The 17,618-nt window shown below is 38.8% G+C and carries 20 protein-coding genes; 17 read left to right on the top strand and 3 right to left on the bottom strand.

Annotated elements, in window-relative coordinates; translation table 11 throughout:
• Nucleotides 1-16: 16 nt before the first annotated feature.
• The 3 genes from ACFINE_RS07385 to ACFINE_RS07375 form a co-directional block, all read right to left on the bottom strand.
• Nucleotides 17-943: a YopJ/AvrA family T3SS effector serine/threonine acetyltransferase gene (locus ACFINE_RS07385; RefSeq protein ID WP_375621577.1), complete on the bottom strand. Its 927-nt coding sequence runs from the start codon at nucleotides 941-943 to the stop codon at nucleotides 17-19.
• Between the two features lie 323 nt (nucleotides 944-1,266).
• Nucleotides 1,267-2,211: a YopJ/AvrA family T3SS effector serine/threonine acetyltransferase gene (locus ACFINE_RS07380; protein ID WP_375610230.1), complete on the bottom strand. Its 945-nt coding sequence runs from the start codon at nucleotides 2,209-2,211 to the stop codon at nucleotides 1,267-1,269.
• 1,490 nt (nucleotides 2,212-3,701) lie between these two features.
• Entirely contained in the window at nucleotides 3,702-4,268 is a 567-nt protein-coding gene (locus tag ACFINE_RS07375) for a hypothetical protein (protein ID WP_375621576.1), read from the bottom strand.
• A 1,823-nt stretch (nucleotides 4,269-6,091) separates the two neighbouring features.
• On the opposite strand from ACFINE_RS07375, the gene ACFINE_RS07370 reads away from it, so the two are divergent.
• From ACFINE_RS07370 to ACFINE_RS07290, 17 genes are all read left to right on the top strand, one after another.
• Nucleotides 6,092-6,613, top strand: a complete 522-nt coding sequence (locus tag ACFINE_RS07370) for a hypothetical protein (RefSeq protein WP_375621575.1) — start codon at nucleotides 6,092-6,094, stop codon at nucleotides 6,611-6,613.
• Between the two features lie 8 nt (nucleotides 6,614-6,621).
• The gene (locus ACFINE_RS07365) at nucleotides 6,622-7,176 is read left to right on the top strand and encodes a hypothetical protein (RefSeq protein ID WP_375621574.1); all 555 of its coding nucleotides are present in this window, start codon (nucleotides 6,622-6,624) and stop codon (nucleotides 7,174-7,176) included.
• Between the two features lie 48 nt (nucleotides 7,177-7,224).
• Nucleotides 7,225-7,779, top strand: coding sequence for a hypothetical protein (locus ACFINE_RS07360; RefSeq protein WP_375621573.1), 555 nt, complete (start codon nucleotides 7,225-7,227; stop codon nucleotides 7,777-7,779).
• A gap of 210 nt (nucleotides 7,780-7,989) precedes the next feature.
• On the top strand, nucleotides 7,990-8,322 hold the full coding sequence (locus tag ACFINE_RS07355; protein ID WP_375621572.1) for a hypothetical protein: 333 nt from the start codon (nucleotides 7,990-7,992) through the stop codon (nucleotides 8,320-8,322).
• A gap of 425 nt (nucleotides 8,323-8,747) precedes the next feature.
• Entirely contained in the window at nucleotides 8,748-9,020 is a 273-nt protein-coding gene (locus tag ACFINE_RS07350) for a hypothetical protein (protein WP_375621571.1), read from the top strand.
• Nucleotides 9,021-9,378: 358 nt separating this feature from the next.
• A complete protein-coding gene (locus ACFINE_RS07345) occupies nucleotides 9,379-9,897 on the top strand; it encodes a hypothetical protein (protein ID WP_375621570.1) in 519 nt (172 codons plus the stop codon).
• Nucleotides 9,898-9,905: 8 nt separating this feature from the next.
• Nucleotides 9,906-10,457, top strand: coding sequence for a hypothetical protein (locus ACFINE_RS07340; RefSeq protein ID WP_375621569.1), 552 nt, complete (start codon nucleotides 9,906-9,908; stop codon nucleotides 10,455-10,457).
• A gap of 57 nt (nucleotides 10,458-10,514) precedes the next feature.
• Nucleotides 10,515-11,072 carry a hypothetical protein gene (locus ACFINE_RS07335; RefSeq protein WP_375621568.1) on the top strand — a complete coding sequence of 186 codons (558 nt, stop codon included), beginning with the start codon at nucleotides 10,515-10,517 and terminating at the stop codon, nucleotides 11,070-11,072.
• 198 nt (nucleotides 11,073-11,270) lie between these two features.
• Nucleotides 11,271-11,603, top strand: coding sequence for a hypothetical protein (locus ACFINE_RS07330; RefSeq protein WP_375621567.1), 333 nt, complete (start codon nucleotides 11,271-11,273; stop codon nucleotides 11,601-11,603).
• Nucleotides 11,604-12,167: 564 nt separating this feature from the next.
• Nucleotides 12,168-12,443 (top strand): hypothetical protein, encoded by a 276-nt coding sequence (locus ACFINE_RS07325; protein ID WP_375621566.1) that lies wholly within the window; start codon nucleotides 12,168-12,170, stop codon nucleotides 12,441-12,443.
• Between the two features lie 722 nt (nucleotides 12,444-13,165).
• Nucleotides 13,166-13,522 (top strand): hypothetical protein, encoded by a 357-nt coding sequence (locus ACFINE_RS07320; RefSeq protein WP_375621565.1) that lies wholly within the window; start codon nucleotides 13,166-13,168, stop codon nucleotides 13,520-13,522.
• A 227-nt stretch (nucleotides 13,523-13,749) separates the two neighbouring features.
• Nucleotides 13,750-14,112, top strand: coding sequence for a hypothetical protein (locus ACFINE_RS07315; protein WP_375621564.1), 363 nt, complete (start codon nucleotides 13,750-13,752; stop codon nucleotides 14,110-14,112).
• Nucleotides 14,113-14,343: 231 nt separating this feature from the next.
• A complete protein-coding gene (locus ACFINE_RS07310; RefSeq protein ID WP_375621563.1) occupies nucleotides 14,344-14,709 on the top strand; it encodes a hypothetical protein in 366 nt (121 codons plus the stop codon).
• A gap of 13 nt (nucleotides 14,710-14,722) precedes the next feature.
• Entirely contained in the window at nucleotides 14,723-15,874 is a 1,152-nt protein-coding gene (locus tag ACFINE_RS07305) for a DUF6990 domain-containing protein (protein ID WP_375621562.1), read from the top strand.
• An 88-nt stretch (nucleotides 15,875-15,962) separates the two neighbouring features.
• Nucleotides 15,963-16,337, top strand: a complete 375-nt coding sequence (locus ACFINE_RS07300) for a hypothetical protein (RefSeq protein ID WP_375621561.1) — start codon at nucleotides 15,963-15,965, stop codon at nucleotides 16,335-16,337.
• 10 nt (nucleotides 16,338-16,347) lie between these two features.
• On the top strand, nucleotides 16,348-16,923 hold the full coding sequence (locus ACFINE_RS07295; RefSeq protein ID WP_375621560.1) for a hypothetical protein: 576 nt from the start codon (nucleotides 16,348-16,350) through the stop codon (nucleotides 16,921-16,923).
• 15 nt (nucleotides 16,924-16,938) lie between these two features.
• Entirely contained in the window at nucleotides 16,939-17,115 is a 177-nt protein-coding gene (locus ACFINE_RS07290) for a hypothetical protein (RefSeq protein WP_375621559.1), read from the top strand.
• Nucleotides 17,116-17,618: the final 503 nt, after the last annotated feature.

Raw genomic sequence — 17,618 nt, 5'->3', positions numbered from 1 at the left:
ATGGCCAAAACGCTTATTACATCATTAGAGATTTGTATTCTGTGGCTCTTTTTCTGTGTTGTGAAACAGAAACAGTTTTTGTCTCTGTTGCTACCAAGCTTCTCTCAAATCTTTCGGTTAGGGTTTCGCCTTTTTTGTTTACTTTCTCCTGTGCTGCTTCTGGATTGGCTTTTAGATATTCCCCAAGACGTCTTCTTCCTTGCACGTGTTTGTAAAAAGAGGTTGGAAGATATGTATCTAACTTTTCAGGAGATAGAGGTGTATCTGGTTCACATAATACACCCTTAACATTATCCTTATGCAGTCTTTCTAATTTTTGAGATTCGGTATGAAGCTTTTTAGCGAGCGCTAAGCTGAACATTCCACATTCAGAAGAGCTTCGCTGAATATCCATTTCTACCATGGCAAAAGAACAATTGGGCAACTCATGCGCTTTAAGAGCCAATTGTGTTCTTAATGCCAGCACTGCTGGTTTCATATTGTTGAGTGTTGTAGGTTCAAAAAATATCACGGAGGTTTTGTCATCGATGGTTTGATGATCAATCACTGAAAAATGGATTCCCCTGTCCTTTGTGTGAATGATAAATCTAGAAGATTGAACGCCGTTTTCGATGGCTTCTTTGAGTGCAAGGGCAAAGTCGTGAGATGACGCTGCCAATTGAAGACGCATGTCGGGATATTTACGATTTGCCTGATCGACCAAGGCTGGCATTAGTTTAAGGTCTGTACTTGCATAATCAGCTGTGAACCAACGACCCGTTGAGATATCATCCTCTAAACGGGCAATGATACTTTTTAATTCTTCACGATTGAATGGGATATTTTTGCCTTTTTCGCTACTGGGTTGTTCTAAATGTGCAGTAAGAGTGTCTAACGATGCATTTGCACTTGCTCCTTCTGGTGTTTGTGAGGAATGAGGGAGGGAAGAATCTTGTGGCTTCATACTATTAGCCTCCATATTGATAATCGATAGGTGATATTATCTTCTTCAATTCTGGCTAAACAATGTTTGCAGGAAAGATTTTTATCTAAAAAAACAAAGAGATGAAATCATCTTTATTTAAAAAATTTTGTTACGAAAGACAAAATCCCCCGCTTTTCAGAGTCAAAGGTAAGGTATCTTTTTGTCTTTTAAGAGGTCACGTTGCTTACTGTTTGCATCTTTACCTCAAAAGAAGATTTGCTAACAGCAATTTATGCCTTACCGTAAAGCCGCAGAGCTTCATTCTTTGTGGATGTGGAATATGGCTATGGCCAAAACGCTTATTACATCATTAGAGATTTGTATTCTGTGGCTCTTTTTCTGTGTTGTGAAACAGAAACAGTTTTTGTCTCTGTTGCTACCAAGCTTCTCTCAAATCTTTCGGTTAGGGTTTCGCCTTTTTTGTTTACTTTCTCCTGTGCTGCTTCTGGATTGGCTTTTAGATATTCCCCAAGACGTCTTCTGCCTTGCACGTGTTTGTATAAACGAGCTGGAAGATATGGATCTAATTTTTCAGCAGGTAAAGGCGTGTCTGGTTCACATAACACACCCTTAATATTATCTTTGTGTAGTCTTTCTAATTTTTGAGCTTCGAGATAAAGCTTTTTGGCAAGGCTTAAGCTGAACATCCCACATTCAGAGGAGCTTCGTTGAATATCCATTTCTACCATGGCAAAATGAATATTCGGAAATTGGTGATGTTCAATGGATTGTCGCGTCCTTAATGCAAGTAGTGCGGGAAGCGTGTCACGCAGTAAGGTCGGTTCAAAAAAGATCAAAGATGTTTTATTATCAATGGTTTGATGATCGACAACCGCAAAATGAATTCCCCTATCCTGTGCGTTAACGATCAGCCTAGAAGATTTTATGCCCTTCTCGAGCGTTTCTTTGAGTGCAAGGGCAAAGCCGTCAGGAGGGCTTGTAAGTTTGAGATTCATCTCTGGATATTTACGATTTGCTTGATCGACCAAGGCTGGCATCATGTACAGATCTAAAATATCATAATAATTTTTGATCCAACTGCCATCGGCATTATGCTTTTCTAAACCGGCAATAATATCTTTTAATTCTGCACGATTAAAAGGGGTGTTTTTTATTTTTTCAATGTTAAGCCGTTCTAAATGTGCAGTAAGAGTGTCTAATGATGCATTTGCATGCGCCCCTTCAGGTGCACTTGCACCTTCTGGGGTTTGTGAGGAATGTGGTGGGGGAGAATCTTGTGGCTTCATAATCTTAGCCTCTATGTTGATGATCGATAAGTGATATTATCTTCTTCAATTCTGGCTAAACAATGTTTTGAAAAACAAGCCTTTGCATCTTGAAAGGTGAGGCGATGAGAGCATAATAATGCTGTTTTCATATTTTTATGCGTGTATTGCTCATCATTGCTGTGATGTATGATATTGGTATTTTATGGGGGGATTATTAGGGCGTTCTATTGAGAGCCCTTATTGAATACCACTTGTTTTGAAAATCTCAAAATTATAGAGTTGTTGGTGATGCAAATTGTGTAATGCAAAAGAAAACAGTCAGAAAAGGACGAAAGATACCTTCAAACCGTAAAGTTTTAAACATTGTCGCGAAACACACTGTTTTATAACAGTTTATAATAACTTATAATAGTCTATGATAATGCGAAAATTTTATGATGAAATCTGGACGCAGAAAACCCCTTGCCGCACCCATCATTAAATACGATTTTTCATATTCTGTCAACCGCAAAACGATTATTTTTCCTCCTTTATCGCGGGAAAAAATCTACAGAAAAAAGCTCATTCATTGGCTATGCAGCAAAATATATTGTTTTAATGGAAAAGTTTTTGATGTGGCAAAAAACATTTTCTCCTTTGAGAAAGGCGGGGACAAGATGAAGGGAGAATTGTGGTTTTGAAATCCGTGGTATTTTATTGATGGAATTGGGAAGGCGGTGGTTGGAAGGTGTTGCGGGGCAAAGCTTTAGGTGTTGGCGATTTGTGGGGGTGATTGGGGCTGTGCTGGCTGTCGTATTAGTGGTGGTGTGATAGGTGTGGAGGGTTATCGGTGCAGTTGTTGATGAGGGAGGAGATTGTTGGTAGGGGCTTTTTCTTTCGTTTAAGGGATGATGCTTTTAATTGTGTCAAAAAATCAACGGGTTGTTTTAATGATAAGCTATTGATTTATAGTGGATATTTTATCGTTATTTATCTTGAATGAGAAACCCAGATTATGCTGAAATAAAAGCCATAGCTCTTGTCCGTCATAAGATCAGAAGAGCCATATAGAATTGTACAAGAAAAGACGTAAAATGACGATAATGAATTGTCTGAAGAGCTAAGGATGTCGCGATATTGGGTGAAGTGTATGATGAGGGTGGTTTGTTACAATGGGGGTAGAGGGAAGAATGTTGCTGTTTTTTAAAGAGGGGGCAATATTTATCCTGTCCATGCCGTGAAATATTGTCCTTTGAGGCATGGATTAAGTGAGGCACTGGTAGGTATAAGGTTAAGTCTCTTTGACAGTTGAAGTATTTTTTTAAAGGGCGTGGTGGATATTTTTAAGCTTGTTTGTTGTGCGCTTTAAGCTTGTCAATCCCATGAAATTTTATGAAAGGGCATGCTCAGTGGATCTCAAGTGTCACTTGCCAAAGGGGGACTTTATAAAGGCGCTGGTTATAAAGAGGCATGTTATAAAAGGAGGGGGAGAATCTTTATCCTGTGAGGGGGAGGAAATGATGGGTGTTTTAGCCAAGGCTCTTTTGGGTAGAACTGTCAAAATGTTTATAAAGGGCATCAAGAATAATACGCAACGAACCAACAAGATTAGGCAGCGGTTGATCTTCTATAACAAGATAGTGTAATGCCGCATGGAAGTTGTGTTGACGATGTAGATATTGTGCTTCTTTAATCGCTTCTTGCATAGCTTCATAGTGTTTCGTTGCTCTTTGGACCCATTGCTTTTTTGCTTTCTCATCTGATGCGCTGTGCGTAAAACCATCATAATAACCGTTTGGTAAACCTTTTGCACATAAATAGTCGTTTCTAATTTGCAAGTATTGTTGCGCCGTGTCATATTGCTCTTTACTGATGCCTGATGAAGCCTCTTTATAGCCAAGCAAACAAAGACGCCCAATATAGGTTCCGACAAGCGGATTTTTCGCTTCTTCGAAGCTTAAACCAAAGTGTTTTGCACGCATTTCAATCGCAGATTGAAGCGCAGATTCGCTGGAATTTTGGGCACGTGAAATACAGCTATTGGGCTCTCGCTTTCCTGTTATTTTCGATCTACCGCGTTTTTTACGTATTTTCATGAACTTAACCATTTGAATGAAAAAGAAACTGTCTGTTGATGGGGGACAGTGATGTAAAAAGCACTTGGCGCAAATATTGGGGGGAGCAAATACTTAAGAGGGGGAAAATACTTAAAAAGAGGAAAATACTGGGGGAGTGAGCAAATACTGGGAAATATCAGCCGTTGCAGATCAAAAAACAAACGATACTAAAGGCGTTTTAAATGCAAAGAAAAGCAACGGTGTGGGGCGAAAAAATCATCTTTAAGGTGGTTTCTTACCTTTTTTATCTTATCCCTATCAGTCTTATCTTCCGCCCCTATCATGCTTATTTTTTATTGCTAGCGGATTATTTGCTTTTTAAATATTTCTTAACTGTTCTTGAGAGATTGAAGGAAAATTTTTGTCAAATGTGAATGAAAAAATAACAATGGATTTCAAGGGCATGTCATCGTCTTTCTAATAGGAAGTTTTTTTTAATGGGATTATTTGTCTCTTTTTTCACGAGCGCTTTGTGGAAATTTTTCAATTCCACTTTTGAAAGGTCATTGTTTTCTTAAGTTGGAAGCTTTTTATTTGGGTTCTCTTATTTTTTTGTTGTTGGGCGCTTTCCCAAGATATTTGATATACATCACGCTGTTAAGCATACTTTTATCCTTTATAGGAGATATGTTGTCTTCTGTTGAGTGGCAGAGAGTGGCAAAAAGCAAACCTCCGCATTCTATTATAATAGCATAAGATGCCCTATATTTTCAAATAAAATATCGTTTATCGGCTTAAAATAAACTGTGAATGATCTCGCTATTTTGTTTGGTGTATCCTTTATAAGTATCCTTTATAGAGTATAAATTTTCCGTTTTAATGGATCTCATCATAAGACGAGGGGATGTCGTTTAAAGGACGGAATGCATTATCGAAAGAAGCTGTTTTTATAAGAAGAAAATGCCTTTATAAAAAGATGCTTTTATAAGAGATGCCTTGATGAATGTAGGGGCTATACAAATGTAGGGGCTGTGAGATATTTCATCTTTAATGAAGAATTTTTAAAATGAAGCCTTTTTGATTAAGAAGCTTTCAAATGAGGATTAAGGTTGTTTGTCGCACGTTTTTTATACTGGATAATCGATTGCTTGTTTGACTTTGTTTTGTGTTGCTTTTTAAAGAGCCATGTCTTAGGGCTCTCTTTTGCCCATTTTGCAAGGGTGCTCATGAAGGGTATAACGATAAAGTCCCCAATGAAATCCATATAAAGTTTGAATAATATAAAATCTATTGCACACTTCCATTTTTACGCTTGTAAAGAAGAAAGTCTATAGCATCACACATTTTGCCAGCTCTCATTGTTGAGACAGCCCTTGGCATTTGAGGCGCTTCCTTAGAGGCATTTATCATCCTTTCTTAATGTTTTACTCTATATGGCTCTTTCTGCTTGTAACGCACAAGAGACATGGTTTGGGTTGATTTAATATGGAATAGGTTTGGAATAAGACAATCCTACGGTATTTAGGGTTCTCATTTAATATGAAAAACAATAAATTGTTATAAATCAGCGTATTGTTTGTAAACTTTACACATCAGATATTTCTTAGATTGAATATTTTTGCTTGTTGAGTTTTGTGAAACATTGTCTTTTGAAGTGTGGGTAATAGATAAGAGGATACAATGGCATTTGTGCTTGTAAGGTTTAGGGATTGTATGTTGTCACGTATGAGAAATTTTAAAAATAGACTTAAAGGGGCTTATAGCGCGTGTTTCATGGTGAAAAGAGTGCTAGATAAACCGGTTTTGCTGGTTGCATGTTCTCAAAGAGTGAGTGGGCATGTTAGAAGTGAGAAAATATCCGTATGATCGAAGATAAATCACAACACCAATCTGCCCATAAGGGAAATACGGCTTTTGCGTCACAGCCCGTGTTAAATCAGTGTGCGGTTTTCAAAAAATGGACGGCTCTCTCAAGAAAAGATTACGTCATCATTTTGTGTTTGGCTATCCTCTTGTTGGTGCTTTTTGCCGCGACTGTCTATATGAATCCTTTGGAGTTTTTTCACGTTATATCCAAAGAACAGTTTCAAGCACTGGGACAAATGGAACAAGGAGATCTTCGAAAAATGATTAAGGAGATCTTGAAACAGCCTTTTGAAAATAATCCTGCAATCGTGTTTTTGCGTGACGCGGGATGGAATAGTGTTTGGGCTTTTTTATGTCTCTTGCCGCAAATGATTTTTGGTGTTCTTGTGGTGTTCTTTCCACTCTTTTTTGTCTTTAACGCTATCTCTAAACGGGAGGTGAAGGAAATGATGAAGCTGTGGGATACATTGCCAGAGCAGCAACAGCTAGACAACCAATTTCTCAACAGAACACAATAGGAAAATAAGTGGCTGCTTCTTTTATAAGTACTTTTGTAATTTTGACCACAGTATGGTGGAGTACTGTCATGTTTCTCGGGGAGATCATGATACTTTTTTCTACTCTGATGACAATCTTGGTACTTTATTATTCTTTGATAAAACGGACAATATTGTTGTGTGGGATGCGGCGGAAATTAAAAAAGGGTGCATTACAGAATTTGGGGCATAATCAGAAAGTCAGCATAGGACAAAATACAGTTTGTGCAATAAAGTTCAGCCCCCTTTCTTTTCAAGAATCTTTGGAACTTTCAAGAAAAGATTATTGTATCATCTTTTTTCTAGCTTTCATTGTGATTGTGGTTTTCGCAGTTTTGCTCGCTTTTTTTGCTTTTTTTCCAAAATCTGTGATTTTTTTACACAATTATATGCCTCTATTGTTTAAGGTTGGCGTTTTTGGCATGCAGCTGCTGTTTTGGTTTTGTGCGTGTATTGTTGTCGCTTTACCTGTCATTTTAATCTTCCATAGTCTCCTTCATTATGGCGTGAAAAAAACAATAAAGAAATTAGAAATGGTTGCTTGAGAAGAGAATAAAAATAATGATTTCACATCAATGCGATAGGGGAAACACGTGACTATTGTTATAAAATTTTTGGCTTTTTTAGGGTTCACCATCATTGCCATTGTAATGTTTATGGTTATGATCCGGCTTCCTTACCGGTTGATCAAGCATATGAGGTTATCTTTTAAACTCTCTCAAGACTTGAAAAAGAGTACAACGCAAAAAAAGCAAGCCATACAACAATTGTGCAATGATCTGGGAGAAATGAAAAGACACAATCTCGCCCATAAGACCCTTGATGCGACAATGCGCTTTCTTAACTTCAAAGAATTTCTGCCTCTTTCTTCAAAAGAATGTAAAATAATCTTTTTTATCTTTATCCTCTTTACTGTTTTGCAATCTGCTTTCTCTATCGCAAATTTGGTATGGTGGAAGAGCGATATGGTCGGCGTTATCATGCAGCTGTTGAGCATTCTATGGTTTGGGCTTCTTCTCTTTTTTCCGATCATTGGGATCATGTGCATAAAATTAACGAGAAAATTGAACAAAAAACTTCAACAATTGAAAGAAGCAATACAACAACGCGATCAGGCAATCCGTATGAAGAATGGGCGTGGAGGATAAAATGACCAGTAGTCTTATAACATTAATGGCCTTTTCTTTCCTGTTCTTTATGGTCTTAAATGTTTTATTGTGGGTGCCAATCGTTGTCATTTATTACCTGTTTATCAAGCGTGCGCGGCTTTATTGTCGCGTGAAAAAGGAACTGAAATGCGTGCTGAATGAACGCGATATCGCCTTAAAACAGAACTCCCCAAAATAAAAAGCAGCAGAATGTTTGATAAAAAACAGCTTTCTCTTGTTTGGCAAGACTATAAAAAAATATGCTATCTTTCTACGGTCATGGCGACTGCTCCAATAGTTATAACTGTTGTCGTTAAGATATGGAGAGGGCAGGACTTTGTTTCTCTTGTCGTATTCGAGCCATTGGCATGGATGTTTGCCTGTACTTTTTTATTCTTACCGATTGTTTTTATTATGCGTTTTATCGTGACCCGTCAGTTGAACAAAATGATACGGCAATTGGAAGAAGAGCTTGAGCAGAAAGGAGCTCCCGTCATATTATACGATGTGAGCGAGGAAAAAGTGAAGAGAGGCTTTTGTTGAGCCTTGCTTTTGACTTGTTCATTAAGGAGCATGGGGGACACTTCTCGTTTTATGCTTTTTTATATTTGTGTCGTGTTTTGAAAAGAATTGAGGCTCTTGCTTGAGTTGAGGCTTTTGTTTGAGTGGGGCTTTTGCTTGAGTAGGATCCTTGCTTGAGTGCTGAGGGGAAAGTGAAGAGGGGCTGCTCTTGGACTTTACTTGCTGTTTCTGTTCTCTTTAAGAGAGAAAATCTTGTAACTTATTTTCTTTTTATCAAGCATAAAAATGTGTTTTACCAAGCGATATTGAGAGCGAAAATCTATACTTAAAGCAAAAGATATTCTGGTGTTTGGGGAAAAAAAGCCCATTTTCTTGCAGGTGGAGAGGCAAGACGCATAGAGAAGGTGAGCCAAAAGCACACGTTTTGCTCCATAGCAAGTGTAACAGTGCTTTTAAAGAGCTTGGGGTGGAGGGGGAAAATTGAAAGAAAAGAGGGACATCTATTTATTTACGAGACCGTTATTTATTTACGAGACCGTGAAGGACAGTTTCTCTCTCTGGATGAAAAAGGTTTTGTGCAATTTGGTTATGGAATTGTGAGAGGCGCTGGTATTCATGCGGCGGCTTGCCAAATGATTAATCCTTATCATTTTAGGGCTTTATCATTTTGGGGGGGCCAGATTGACAACGAGGCATTGAGGCAAAGGGGTGGATTTTAAGGCAAAGGGATTGAAATTTCTTGAGGAAGAGGTAAGCGTAAGGCATTTATGCTGTGTACTTGAGGAAGTTTTTGATGAGGGCAATGAATGAGGTTGATCTGGGACTGAGGTTGATCTTGTCTGCGTGCTTGGCTTTCAATATGCGGGCACCACCTTGGGGATAGGGGGGGGGTGGCTTGTAAGCGCCTCACGTATAGTGCTTCATGTATAAGCGCGTATAGGGCAAATGAACAAAATACGTAGAGGGGATTTATAATACTTGCATTACTCTGAGAAGGGTGCTAAGCGAATTTACCGCGCTGGTGGCGTGCTATCAAATATTGAAGAGTGGGAATTTTAGAAGTGGGGGAGTATCCGTATGATCGAAGATAAATCACAACATCAATTTGCCCATAAGGGAGATAAGGCTTTTGTATCGCAGCCAGTGTTGGATCAATCAGAAGCTTTCAAAAAATTGACGGCTCTTTCAACAGGCGATTATATCATCATTTGTTGTTTGGCTATCCTCTTGTTGGTGCTTTTTTCCGCGTCTGCCTATATGGATCCTTTGGAATTTTTTCACGTTATATCCAAAGAACAGCTCCAAGCACTGGGACAAATGAAACAAGAAAGTCTTCAGGAAAGACTTCAGGAAAGTCTTAAACACCCTTTCCAAAATCCTATAATTCAGCATGTTCTTGATGCGGGGTGGAATAGTGTTTGGGCTTTTTTATGTTTCTTACCGCAAATAATTTTTGGCGTTCTTTTTGGTTTTTGTCCGCTCTTTTTTGTCTTTAACGCCGTATTTAAACGGGATGTGAAGGAAATGATGCTACAATGGGAAACCTTGCCAGAGCAGCAACAGCTAGACAATCAATCTCTTAACAGAAGACAATAGGGGGAAAAGTGAGTGCTTCTTTAATCATTGGAATGTTGATTGCCGTAGGAACGGCAATTTTTATTTGTTCTGCAATTTTTATGGTATTCCTTTCTACCGTGGTGACAATCGTTGCACTTTATTATTCGTTGATAAAACGGACAATCTTGTTATTGGTGACGCAGCGAAAATTAAAAAAGGGTGCAGCGCAGAATTTAGGGCATTATCAGGTAGAGGGTAGAGGACAGAGGACAATTCTTGCAACACAGTTGCGTGCCTTTTCTTTTCAAGAATCTTTGCTTCTCTCAAAAAAAGATTATTTTATGATCTTTTCTATCGCCTTCGTTATGGTTGCACTTTGCACAGGTTTTGTCGTTTTTTCAGCTTTTCTTCCAAAATCTGCGGTTTTTTTGCACAATTACGTGCCTATGATAGTGCTTCACATTATTGATTTTGTCATGCGACTGCTGTTTTGGGTCTGGACATGTATTGTTGTTTCTTTACCTGTCATTTTAATTCTCCATAGTCTCCTTCAGTATGGCGTGCAAGAAACAGTAAAGGAATTAGAAACATTTGTTTGAGCAGAGAATAAAAATGATGATTTCACATCAATGCGATAGGGAAAAAAAGGGAGCATTATGATGCAGCATTTGGTTTTTTTAGGGTTCATTATCATTGCCATTTTAATGGTTATGGTTATGGTCAGGTTTCCTTACCTGTTGATCAAATATATCAGGTTATCTTTTAAACTCGCTCAAGGCTTGAAAAAGAGTACGACGCAACAAAAACACGCCATACAACAATTGCGCAATGATCTGGGAGAAATGAAAAGACACAATCTCGCCCATAAGACCCTTGATGCGAAAATGCGCTTTCTTAACTTCAAAGAATCTCTGCCTTTTTATTCAAAAGAATGTAAAATAATCTTTTTTATCCTTATTCTCTTTTCTGTTTTGCAATCTGCTTTCTCTATTGCAAATTTTGTATGGTGGAAAAATGATAGTGTTGCCTTTATCATGCAGCTGTTGAGCCTTATATGGTTAGGGGTTCTTCTCTTTTCTCCGATCATTGGGATCATGTGCATAAAGTTAACAAGAAAATTGAACAAAATACTTCCACAATTGGAAGAAGCGATACAACAACGCGATCAGGCAATGCGTATGCAGAATGTGGAAGGGGGACAAAATGACGAGTAGTCTTATAACATTAATAGCCATTTCTTTCCTGTGTTTTACGCTCTTAAGTGTTTTAATATGGGCGCCAATCGTTGTCATTTATTACCTGTTTATCAAGCGTGCGCGGCTTTATTGTCGCGTGAAAAAGGAACTGAAATGCGTGCTGAATGAACGCGATATCGCCTTAAAACAGAACTCCCCAAAATAAAAAGCAGCAGAATGTTTGATAAAAAACAGCTTTCTCTTGTTTGGCAAGACTATAAAAAAATATTCTATCTTTCTACAGTCATGGCGACTGCTCCAATAGTTATAACTGCTGTCGTTAAGATATGGAGAGGGCAGGACTTTGTTTCTCTTGTCGTATTCGAGCCACTGGCATGGATGCTTGCCTGTACTTTTTTATTCTTACCGATTGTTTTTATTATGCGTTTTATCGTGACACGTCAGTTGAACAAAATGATACGGCAATTAGAAGAAGAGGTTGAGCAGAAAGGAGCTCCCGTCATATTATACGATGTGAGTGAGGGGAAAGTGAGCGAGGGGAAAAAGTGAAGAGAGGCTTTTGTTGAGCCTTGCTTTTGACTTGTTCATTAAGGAGCATGGGGTGCACTTCTCGTTTTATGCCTTTTTATATTTGTGTCGTGTTTTTTTAAAGAATTGAGGCTCTTGCTTGAGTTGGTGCTCTTGCTTGAGTGCTGAGAGGAAAGTGAAGAGGGCTTTTATTGAGCCTTGCCTTTGACTTGTTCATTAAGGAGCATGGGGGACACTTCTCGTTTTATGCCTTTTTATATTTGTGTCGTGTTTTGAAAAGAATTGAGGCTCTTGCTTGAGTAGGATTCTTGCTTGAGTGCTGAGGGGAAAGTGAAGAGAGGCCGCTCTTGGACTTTACTTGCTGTTTCTGTTCTCTTAAAGAGAGAAAATCTTGTAACTTATTTTCTTTTTATCAAGCATAAAAATGTGTTTTACCAAGCGATATTGAGAGCGAAAATCTATACTTAAAGCAAAAGATATTCTGGTGTTTGGGGAAAAAAAGCCCATTTTCTTGCAGGTGGAGAGGCAAGACGCATAGAGAAGGTGAGCCAAAAGCACACGTTTTGCTCCATAGCAAGTGTAACAGTGCTTTTAAAGAGCTTGGGGTGGAGGGGGAAAATTGAAAGAAAAGAGGGACATCTATTTATTTACGAGACCGTTATTTATTTACGAGACCGTGAAGGACAGTTTCTCTCTCTGGATGAAAAAGGTTTTGTGCAATTTGGTTATGGAATTGTGAGAGGCGCTGGTATTCATGCGGCGGCTTGCCAAATGATTAATCCTTATCATTTTAGGGCTTTATCATTTTTGGGGGGGGGCCAGATTGACAACGAGGCATTGAGGCAAAGGGGTGGATTTTAAGGCAAAGGGATTGAAATTTTTTGAGGAAGAGGTAAGCGTAAGGCATTTATGCTGTGTACTTGAGGAAGTTTTCGATGAGGCAATGACTGAGGTTTGATCTGGGACTGAGGTTGATCTTGTCCGCGTGCTTGGCTTTCAATAGAACACCCTTCCTTGGGAAAAGGAAATTGTGCTATCTCTCAAGTGGCTTCTTCTTTACTTGCACACCCTTGCGGCTTTGGTATTGAGGGCTGATGTTAACATTTGGCAGCTTTCTCATAAAAGCTTTATGGAAGATGAAAGTTTGGGTTTTGAAAAAAAATATCGAAAAAATCTATTTGGGCCGGTTTTGTTGATGATTTAAATCGTCATAAAGACAAAGCAACTTCGTTACGATTTTCTTGCACTCGTTTGCTTCTTCTTTGGAAAGCAGCTTATCTTCCTGAAAATAAAAAGAGCACTTAGAATTTTAGAGTCAGAGACCCAAATTTGTGCAATAGAAGAAGATATTTTTATGAAAATTTGATCGAGGAGAAAAGAGAAGCCTTAAGATAATAGGGGGTACACTGTGAGTGATGAAAACATGATGTTTGAAGTTGATGAAAAAAAAGCACCCCTGATATTGTCTTTATAAAAAATGAGGGATACAAGCGCTTGATATTGATGAACCCTCATTCATTGTGAGGACGAAAGCTTCGGTTCATGAAAATGGCTTAAAAATTGAGACAAATGAGGGGTAAAAAATGAGGGGCAATGGAAAAAATGCACCATTGGATGAAGAGTTACGGTCTTTTTCGCTGGAAGAAGCGTTTTTGACACGCAAAAATTATAAAGTCATCTTTTGCATTGCTTTCATTGTGTCAGCTTTTATAATGGCATTCTTTATGTTTTTTAAGTGGGATTTGACAGGGTGGTGGAATTATATCCTGTTCATTTTAACATTAATATTGGTTTTTATATCAGCGCTTCTTTTTGTACTCATTCCTGTTGCCTTTGTGGTCCGTATCATCTTTACGCGTTTGTTGAAAAAAAAGATCGATAAGTTGGATCAAGAAATCTGGCAGAGAAGAAAAACGGCTTACCAACAAAACAGCGTGTGAAGGGAGGGCAGAAAATGAATACTGGTCTTTATATATTCTCATGCGTTGTAGGAGAGACCTTCTCTTCGTGCGATGTTTGAAGGTGATGAAAAAATGCACCCTTGATATTGTCTTTATAAAAGATGAGGGATACAAGCGTTTGATATTGATGAACTCTCATTCATTGTGAGGACGAAAGCTTCGGTTCATGAAAATGGCTTAGAAATTGAAACAAATGAGGGATAAAAATGAGGGGCAATGGAAAAAATTCACTATTGGATAAAGAACCACGGTCTTTTTCGCTGGAAGAAGCGTTTTTGACAAGCAAAAATTATAAAGTCATCTTTTGCATTGCTTTCATTGTGGCAGCTTTAAGAACGGCTCTCTTCATACCAATGTGGCTTGAGTGGAAGTTGGCGGGGTGGGAAGGGGATGTCATAACAGTTCTCTTTTGCATCGTGCAGGTTATATTAGATTTAATTTTTGTACTCATTCCTGTTGCCTTTGTGGTCCGTATCATCTTTACGCGTTTGTTGAAAAAAAAGATCGAGCAGTTGGATCAAGAAATCTGGAAGCGAAGAAAAACGGCTTACCAACAAAACAGCGTGTGAAGGGCGGGCAGAAAATGAATACTGGTCTTTATATATTCTCATGCGTTGTAGGAGAGACCTTCTCTTCGTGTGATGTTTGAAGGTGATGGAAAAAAAATGCACCCTTGATATTGTCTTTATAAAAGATGAGGGATACAAACGCTTGATATTGATGAACCCTCATTCATTGTGAGGACGAAAGCTTCGGTTCATGAAAATGGCTTGAAAATTGAAACAAATGAGGGATAAAAAATGAGGGGCAATGGAAAAAATGTATCATTGGATGAAGAATTACGGTCTTTTTCGCTTGAAGAAGCGTTTCTGACACGCAAAAATTATAAAGTCATCTTTTGTATTGCTTTCATTGTGGCAGCTTTAAGAATGGCTCTTCGCTTCGTACCCATGTTGCTTGGGTGGAAGTTGGCGGAGTGGGAAGGGGATGTCGTGGCAGCTCTCTCGTTAATCATGCAGCTTATATCATGGTTTATTTTTTTGTTCATCCCTGTTGCCTTTGTGGTTCGTATCATTTTCACGGTTCTGTTGAAAGAAAAGATCGATATGTTGGAGCAAGCAATCTGGAAGCGGAGAAAAACCGCTTCTCAACAAAACAGCGCATGAAGGGGCGGAGAAAATGATAGATATTAAAATGATGGATATTGTTGTTGTACTCTCGTGGGGTGTGGGCTTGACGCTTTTCACGCTGCTTTCTGCTGTGGTCATGATGTTTATTTGGGCATTGTATTACTCTACTTTCAAGCGGGTGAGACTGTATTGCCAAGTGACAAAAGAATTAAGCCGCGTGCTTGAACAACCTGTCGTTTTTGAGCCGTCTAGTGGAGCAATGCCGATGATTAAGCTGTTATCTGAGGAAAAAGAGTTTTCTCTTTCTGATGAGGAAATCTTAACGATGGAAAGTGCAACGGCGCTTTTAAAGAGTTTGGGGTGGAAGGTGGAAATTGAAGGAAAAGGAGATCATTTGGCCACCTATTATTTACCAGATCGTGAAGTGCAGTTTCTTTATAATGCTGAGAAGGGGTATCCGCGATTTGATTGTGCAATTGCGGTGGTTTCTGGTATCCATGCGGCGGCTTGCCAAACAATAGACCCTTATAATTCTGGAGGCTTGATTGCTCTTGAATTGAGTTTTGATGTGAAGGGGTTGGAAATTTTTGAAGAAAAGGTAAGCGTTGGATGTTTACGTCGTGCACTCGAGAAAGCTTTAGATGAGGCAATGACTGAGGTTGATCTTGGCAAGATGCTTCACTCTCAATATAGAATCCTGCCTTGGGAAAACAAAACTGTGGTCCCTCGGTTGGCTTCTTATTCCCTGCGTTATCTTGCGGCTCTGGCTTTGATGGGCGATGTTGAAACTTTACACTCTTATCACAAAAGCTTTATGGAAGGTGAGAAGCTGGGCTTTGAAACAAGCATCGAAGAGGAGCATCTGGAACGCGCAATGGTGATTGCTCAGGCGGTAGAAAAGACAAAGCAACCCAGTTACGATTTGCTTCAACAGGCGGCAAAGGATTTTTCCATGGAGGTAGAGAGCTATGAATGTTTTAGAGCTACAGATCCCAATTTGTGCAATAGAAGAAGAGATTCTTATGAAAATTTGATCGAGGAAAAAAGAGAAGAATTAAGGCAACAGGGATATTTTGTTTACGAAAAGGACGCGATTTGTGAGGTTGATGGAAAAAACTATCGTCCTCATATTCTTTACATAAAGGATGGGGAGTTAGAATATATGGATGTAGAAATTAGGGTTGAGGAAAAAATTTATTGAGAAAAATAAAGCGTTTAGATAATTTAAAAAGAGCTTAAACCTGAAAATAATGCGTAAAAAGCGCGAAGCGTAAAAGCAGAGGGGAACAATGCAGGAGAAAAAAGCAACATTTGAAGAGTCTTTCTTTTCATTTAGAAAATTTATAGTGTCTTCAGTGGAAAGGCGTAAAGGGGTGGGAAGGTGTAAAATAATAGGGCGCCGCTTTTTTATCATGTTTTGTACATGCCTTATCATGATGGCTTTAGAAGTTCCTGCGGGTGCAAAATCTCTGGTACAGCCGTTGCAATGGACAAGATGGGAAGGAATTGGTTCTCTTATTTTTCTCTTACCAGTGTTGATATGGTTTTGTCTTCTCACACCCCTTCCTATTTTGTGGGGCATTTGTCGTTTTAAAGAGCGTAAATTGGAAAAAATAAAGAAAAAACTAAAAGAAAAAATAAAGCAGCAAGAGATTAATCAATGAGGTTATACGCATGAGGGGTGAGATCGCGTTTTTTATTTTGTTTCTGCCAGTTGAATATTTTCTTCTAAATGCAGTTACAGTTTTTGCCATTTTTGTGAATATGATTATTGTGGCGCCTTATTATTCTTTAATAAAGCGTTTGAGGCTCTATTACAGAGTGAAAAAACAAAGACGTTTGATGAAAGAACATCCACAGCGTTTTTGTTTCTTTGAAAAAAGCGGAAAAGAAAAAGAGAGAGTGCCGCAAAACTTAGCACTAGAAACAAAGATAAGTTCCTATTCGTTAAAAAAATGGCTCGCTTTTTCACGCAAAGATTATATCCTTCACGCATGCCTTTCTTTCATCATTATGTTTTTCAAAGCTTATGTCTATGTGATTTTCTCTAAAGGGATAGCTGCTAAGGTAGATGAGAGCAGATTTGAATATATTATCATTCTCTTGTTTTTCTGGTTTTTTTTATCGGTATGTATTTTTGCAACGATCCCTGTTGTTGTGATCCTTCGTGAAATTTTAACTCATCGATTGAAAAAGAAGATTCAGCAGTTGGAAGAAGTGACTGAAGCAACCCAATCAATCAATTTATAAAGGGAAGGGGATAAAATGCATTACGAAATAGCGGCAGCTTGGACGGTGATTTTGATCATTCTGCTGGGGGGTGTTTTTGATTTTTTCTTAACAATACCCATTGTGGCACTGTATATTTCTTTTATCAAGCGTTTGATCTCGTATTACAAGGTTACCAAACAATTAAACGCAGCGCTGAAAAAGCGCATGTAGTGCTCGTGTCATGGGGGAGGCGTAAGTTTTAGATCATGCCATTTCTTCACGGCTTGGGAGGAGGGCATCGATTGTTTTTCTCATTTTACGCTGATCTCTGGGGGAAAAGGGTTGATGGCAATGAATAGGCTGGTGATAGGTTTGTAATAGGCTGGTGATAGGCTTTAATGGGGCGGTTTATCGGAAGTTTTGTTGTTTTCTGTGAATTTGCAAAATCGTAAAAACGTGAAACTGTAAAAGCGGGTGTGGTTGGTCAAGAGCCGTGAGAGTTGTGGGGAGGATATGGGGAGAAAAGGTGCCAATGGAGGCGTAATGGTTGGATTGTGCAATGCGTCAAAATTGGAATGGAGGGCGTTGGGGGAAAAGGGCTGATGTGGCAATGAATAGGCTTGTATAGGCTGGTGATAGGCTTTAATGGGGCGGTTTATCGGCAGTTTGCTTGTTTTCTGTGAATTTGCAAAATCGTAAAAACGTGAAACTGTAAAAGCGGGTGTGGTTGGTCA

It is taken from the genome of Bartonella sp. AA97HXZ (genome assembly GCF_042196985.1).
Classification (GTDB): domain Bacteria; phylum Pseudomonadota; class Alphaproteobacteria; order Rhizobiales; family Rhizobiaceae; genus Bartonella.
This window is presented reverse-complemented; position numbering and strand designations above follow the sequence as displayed.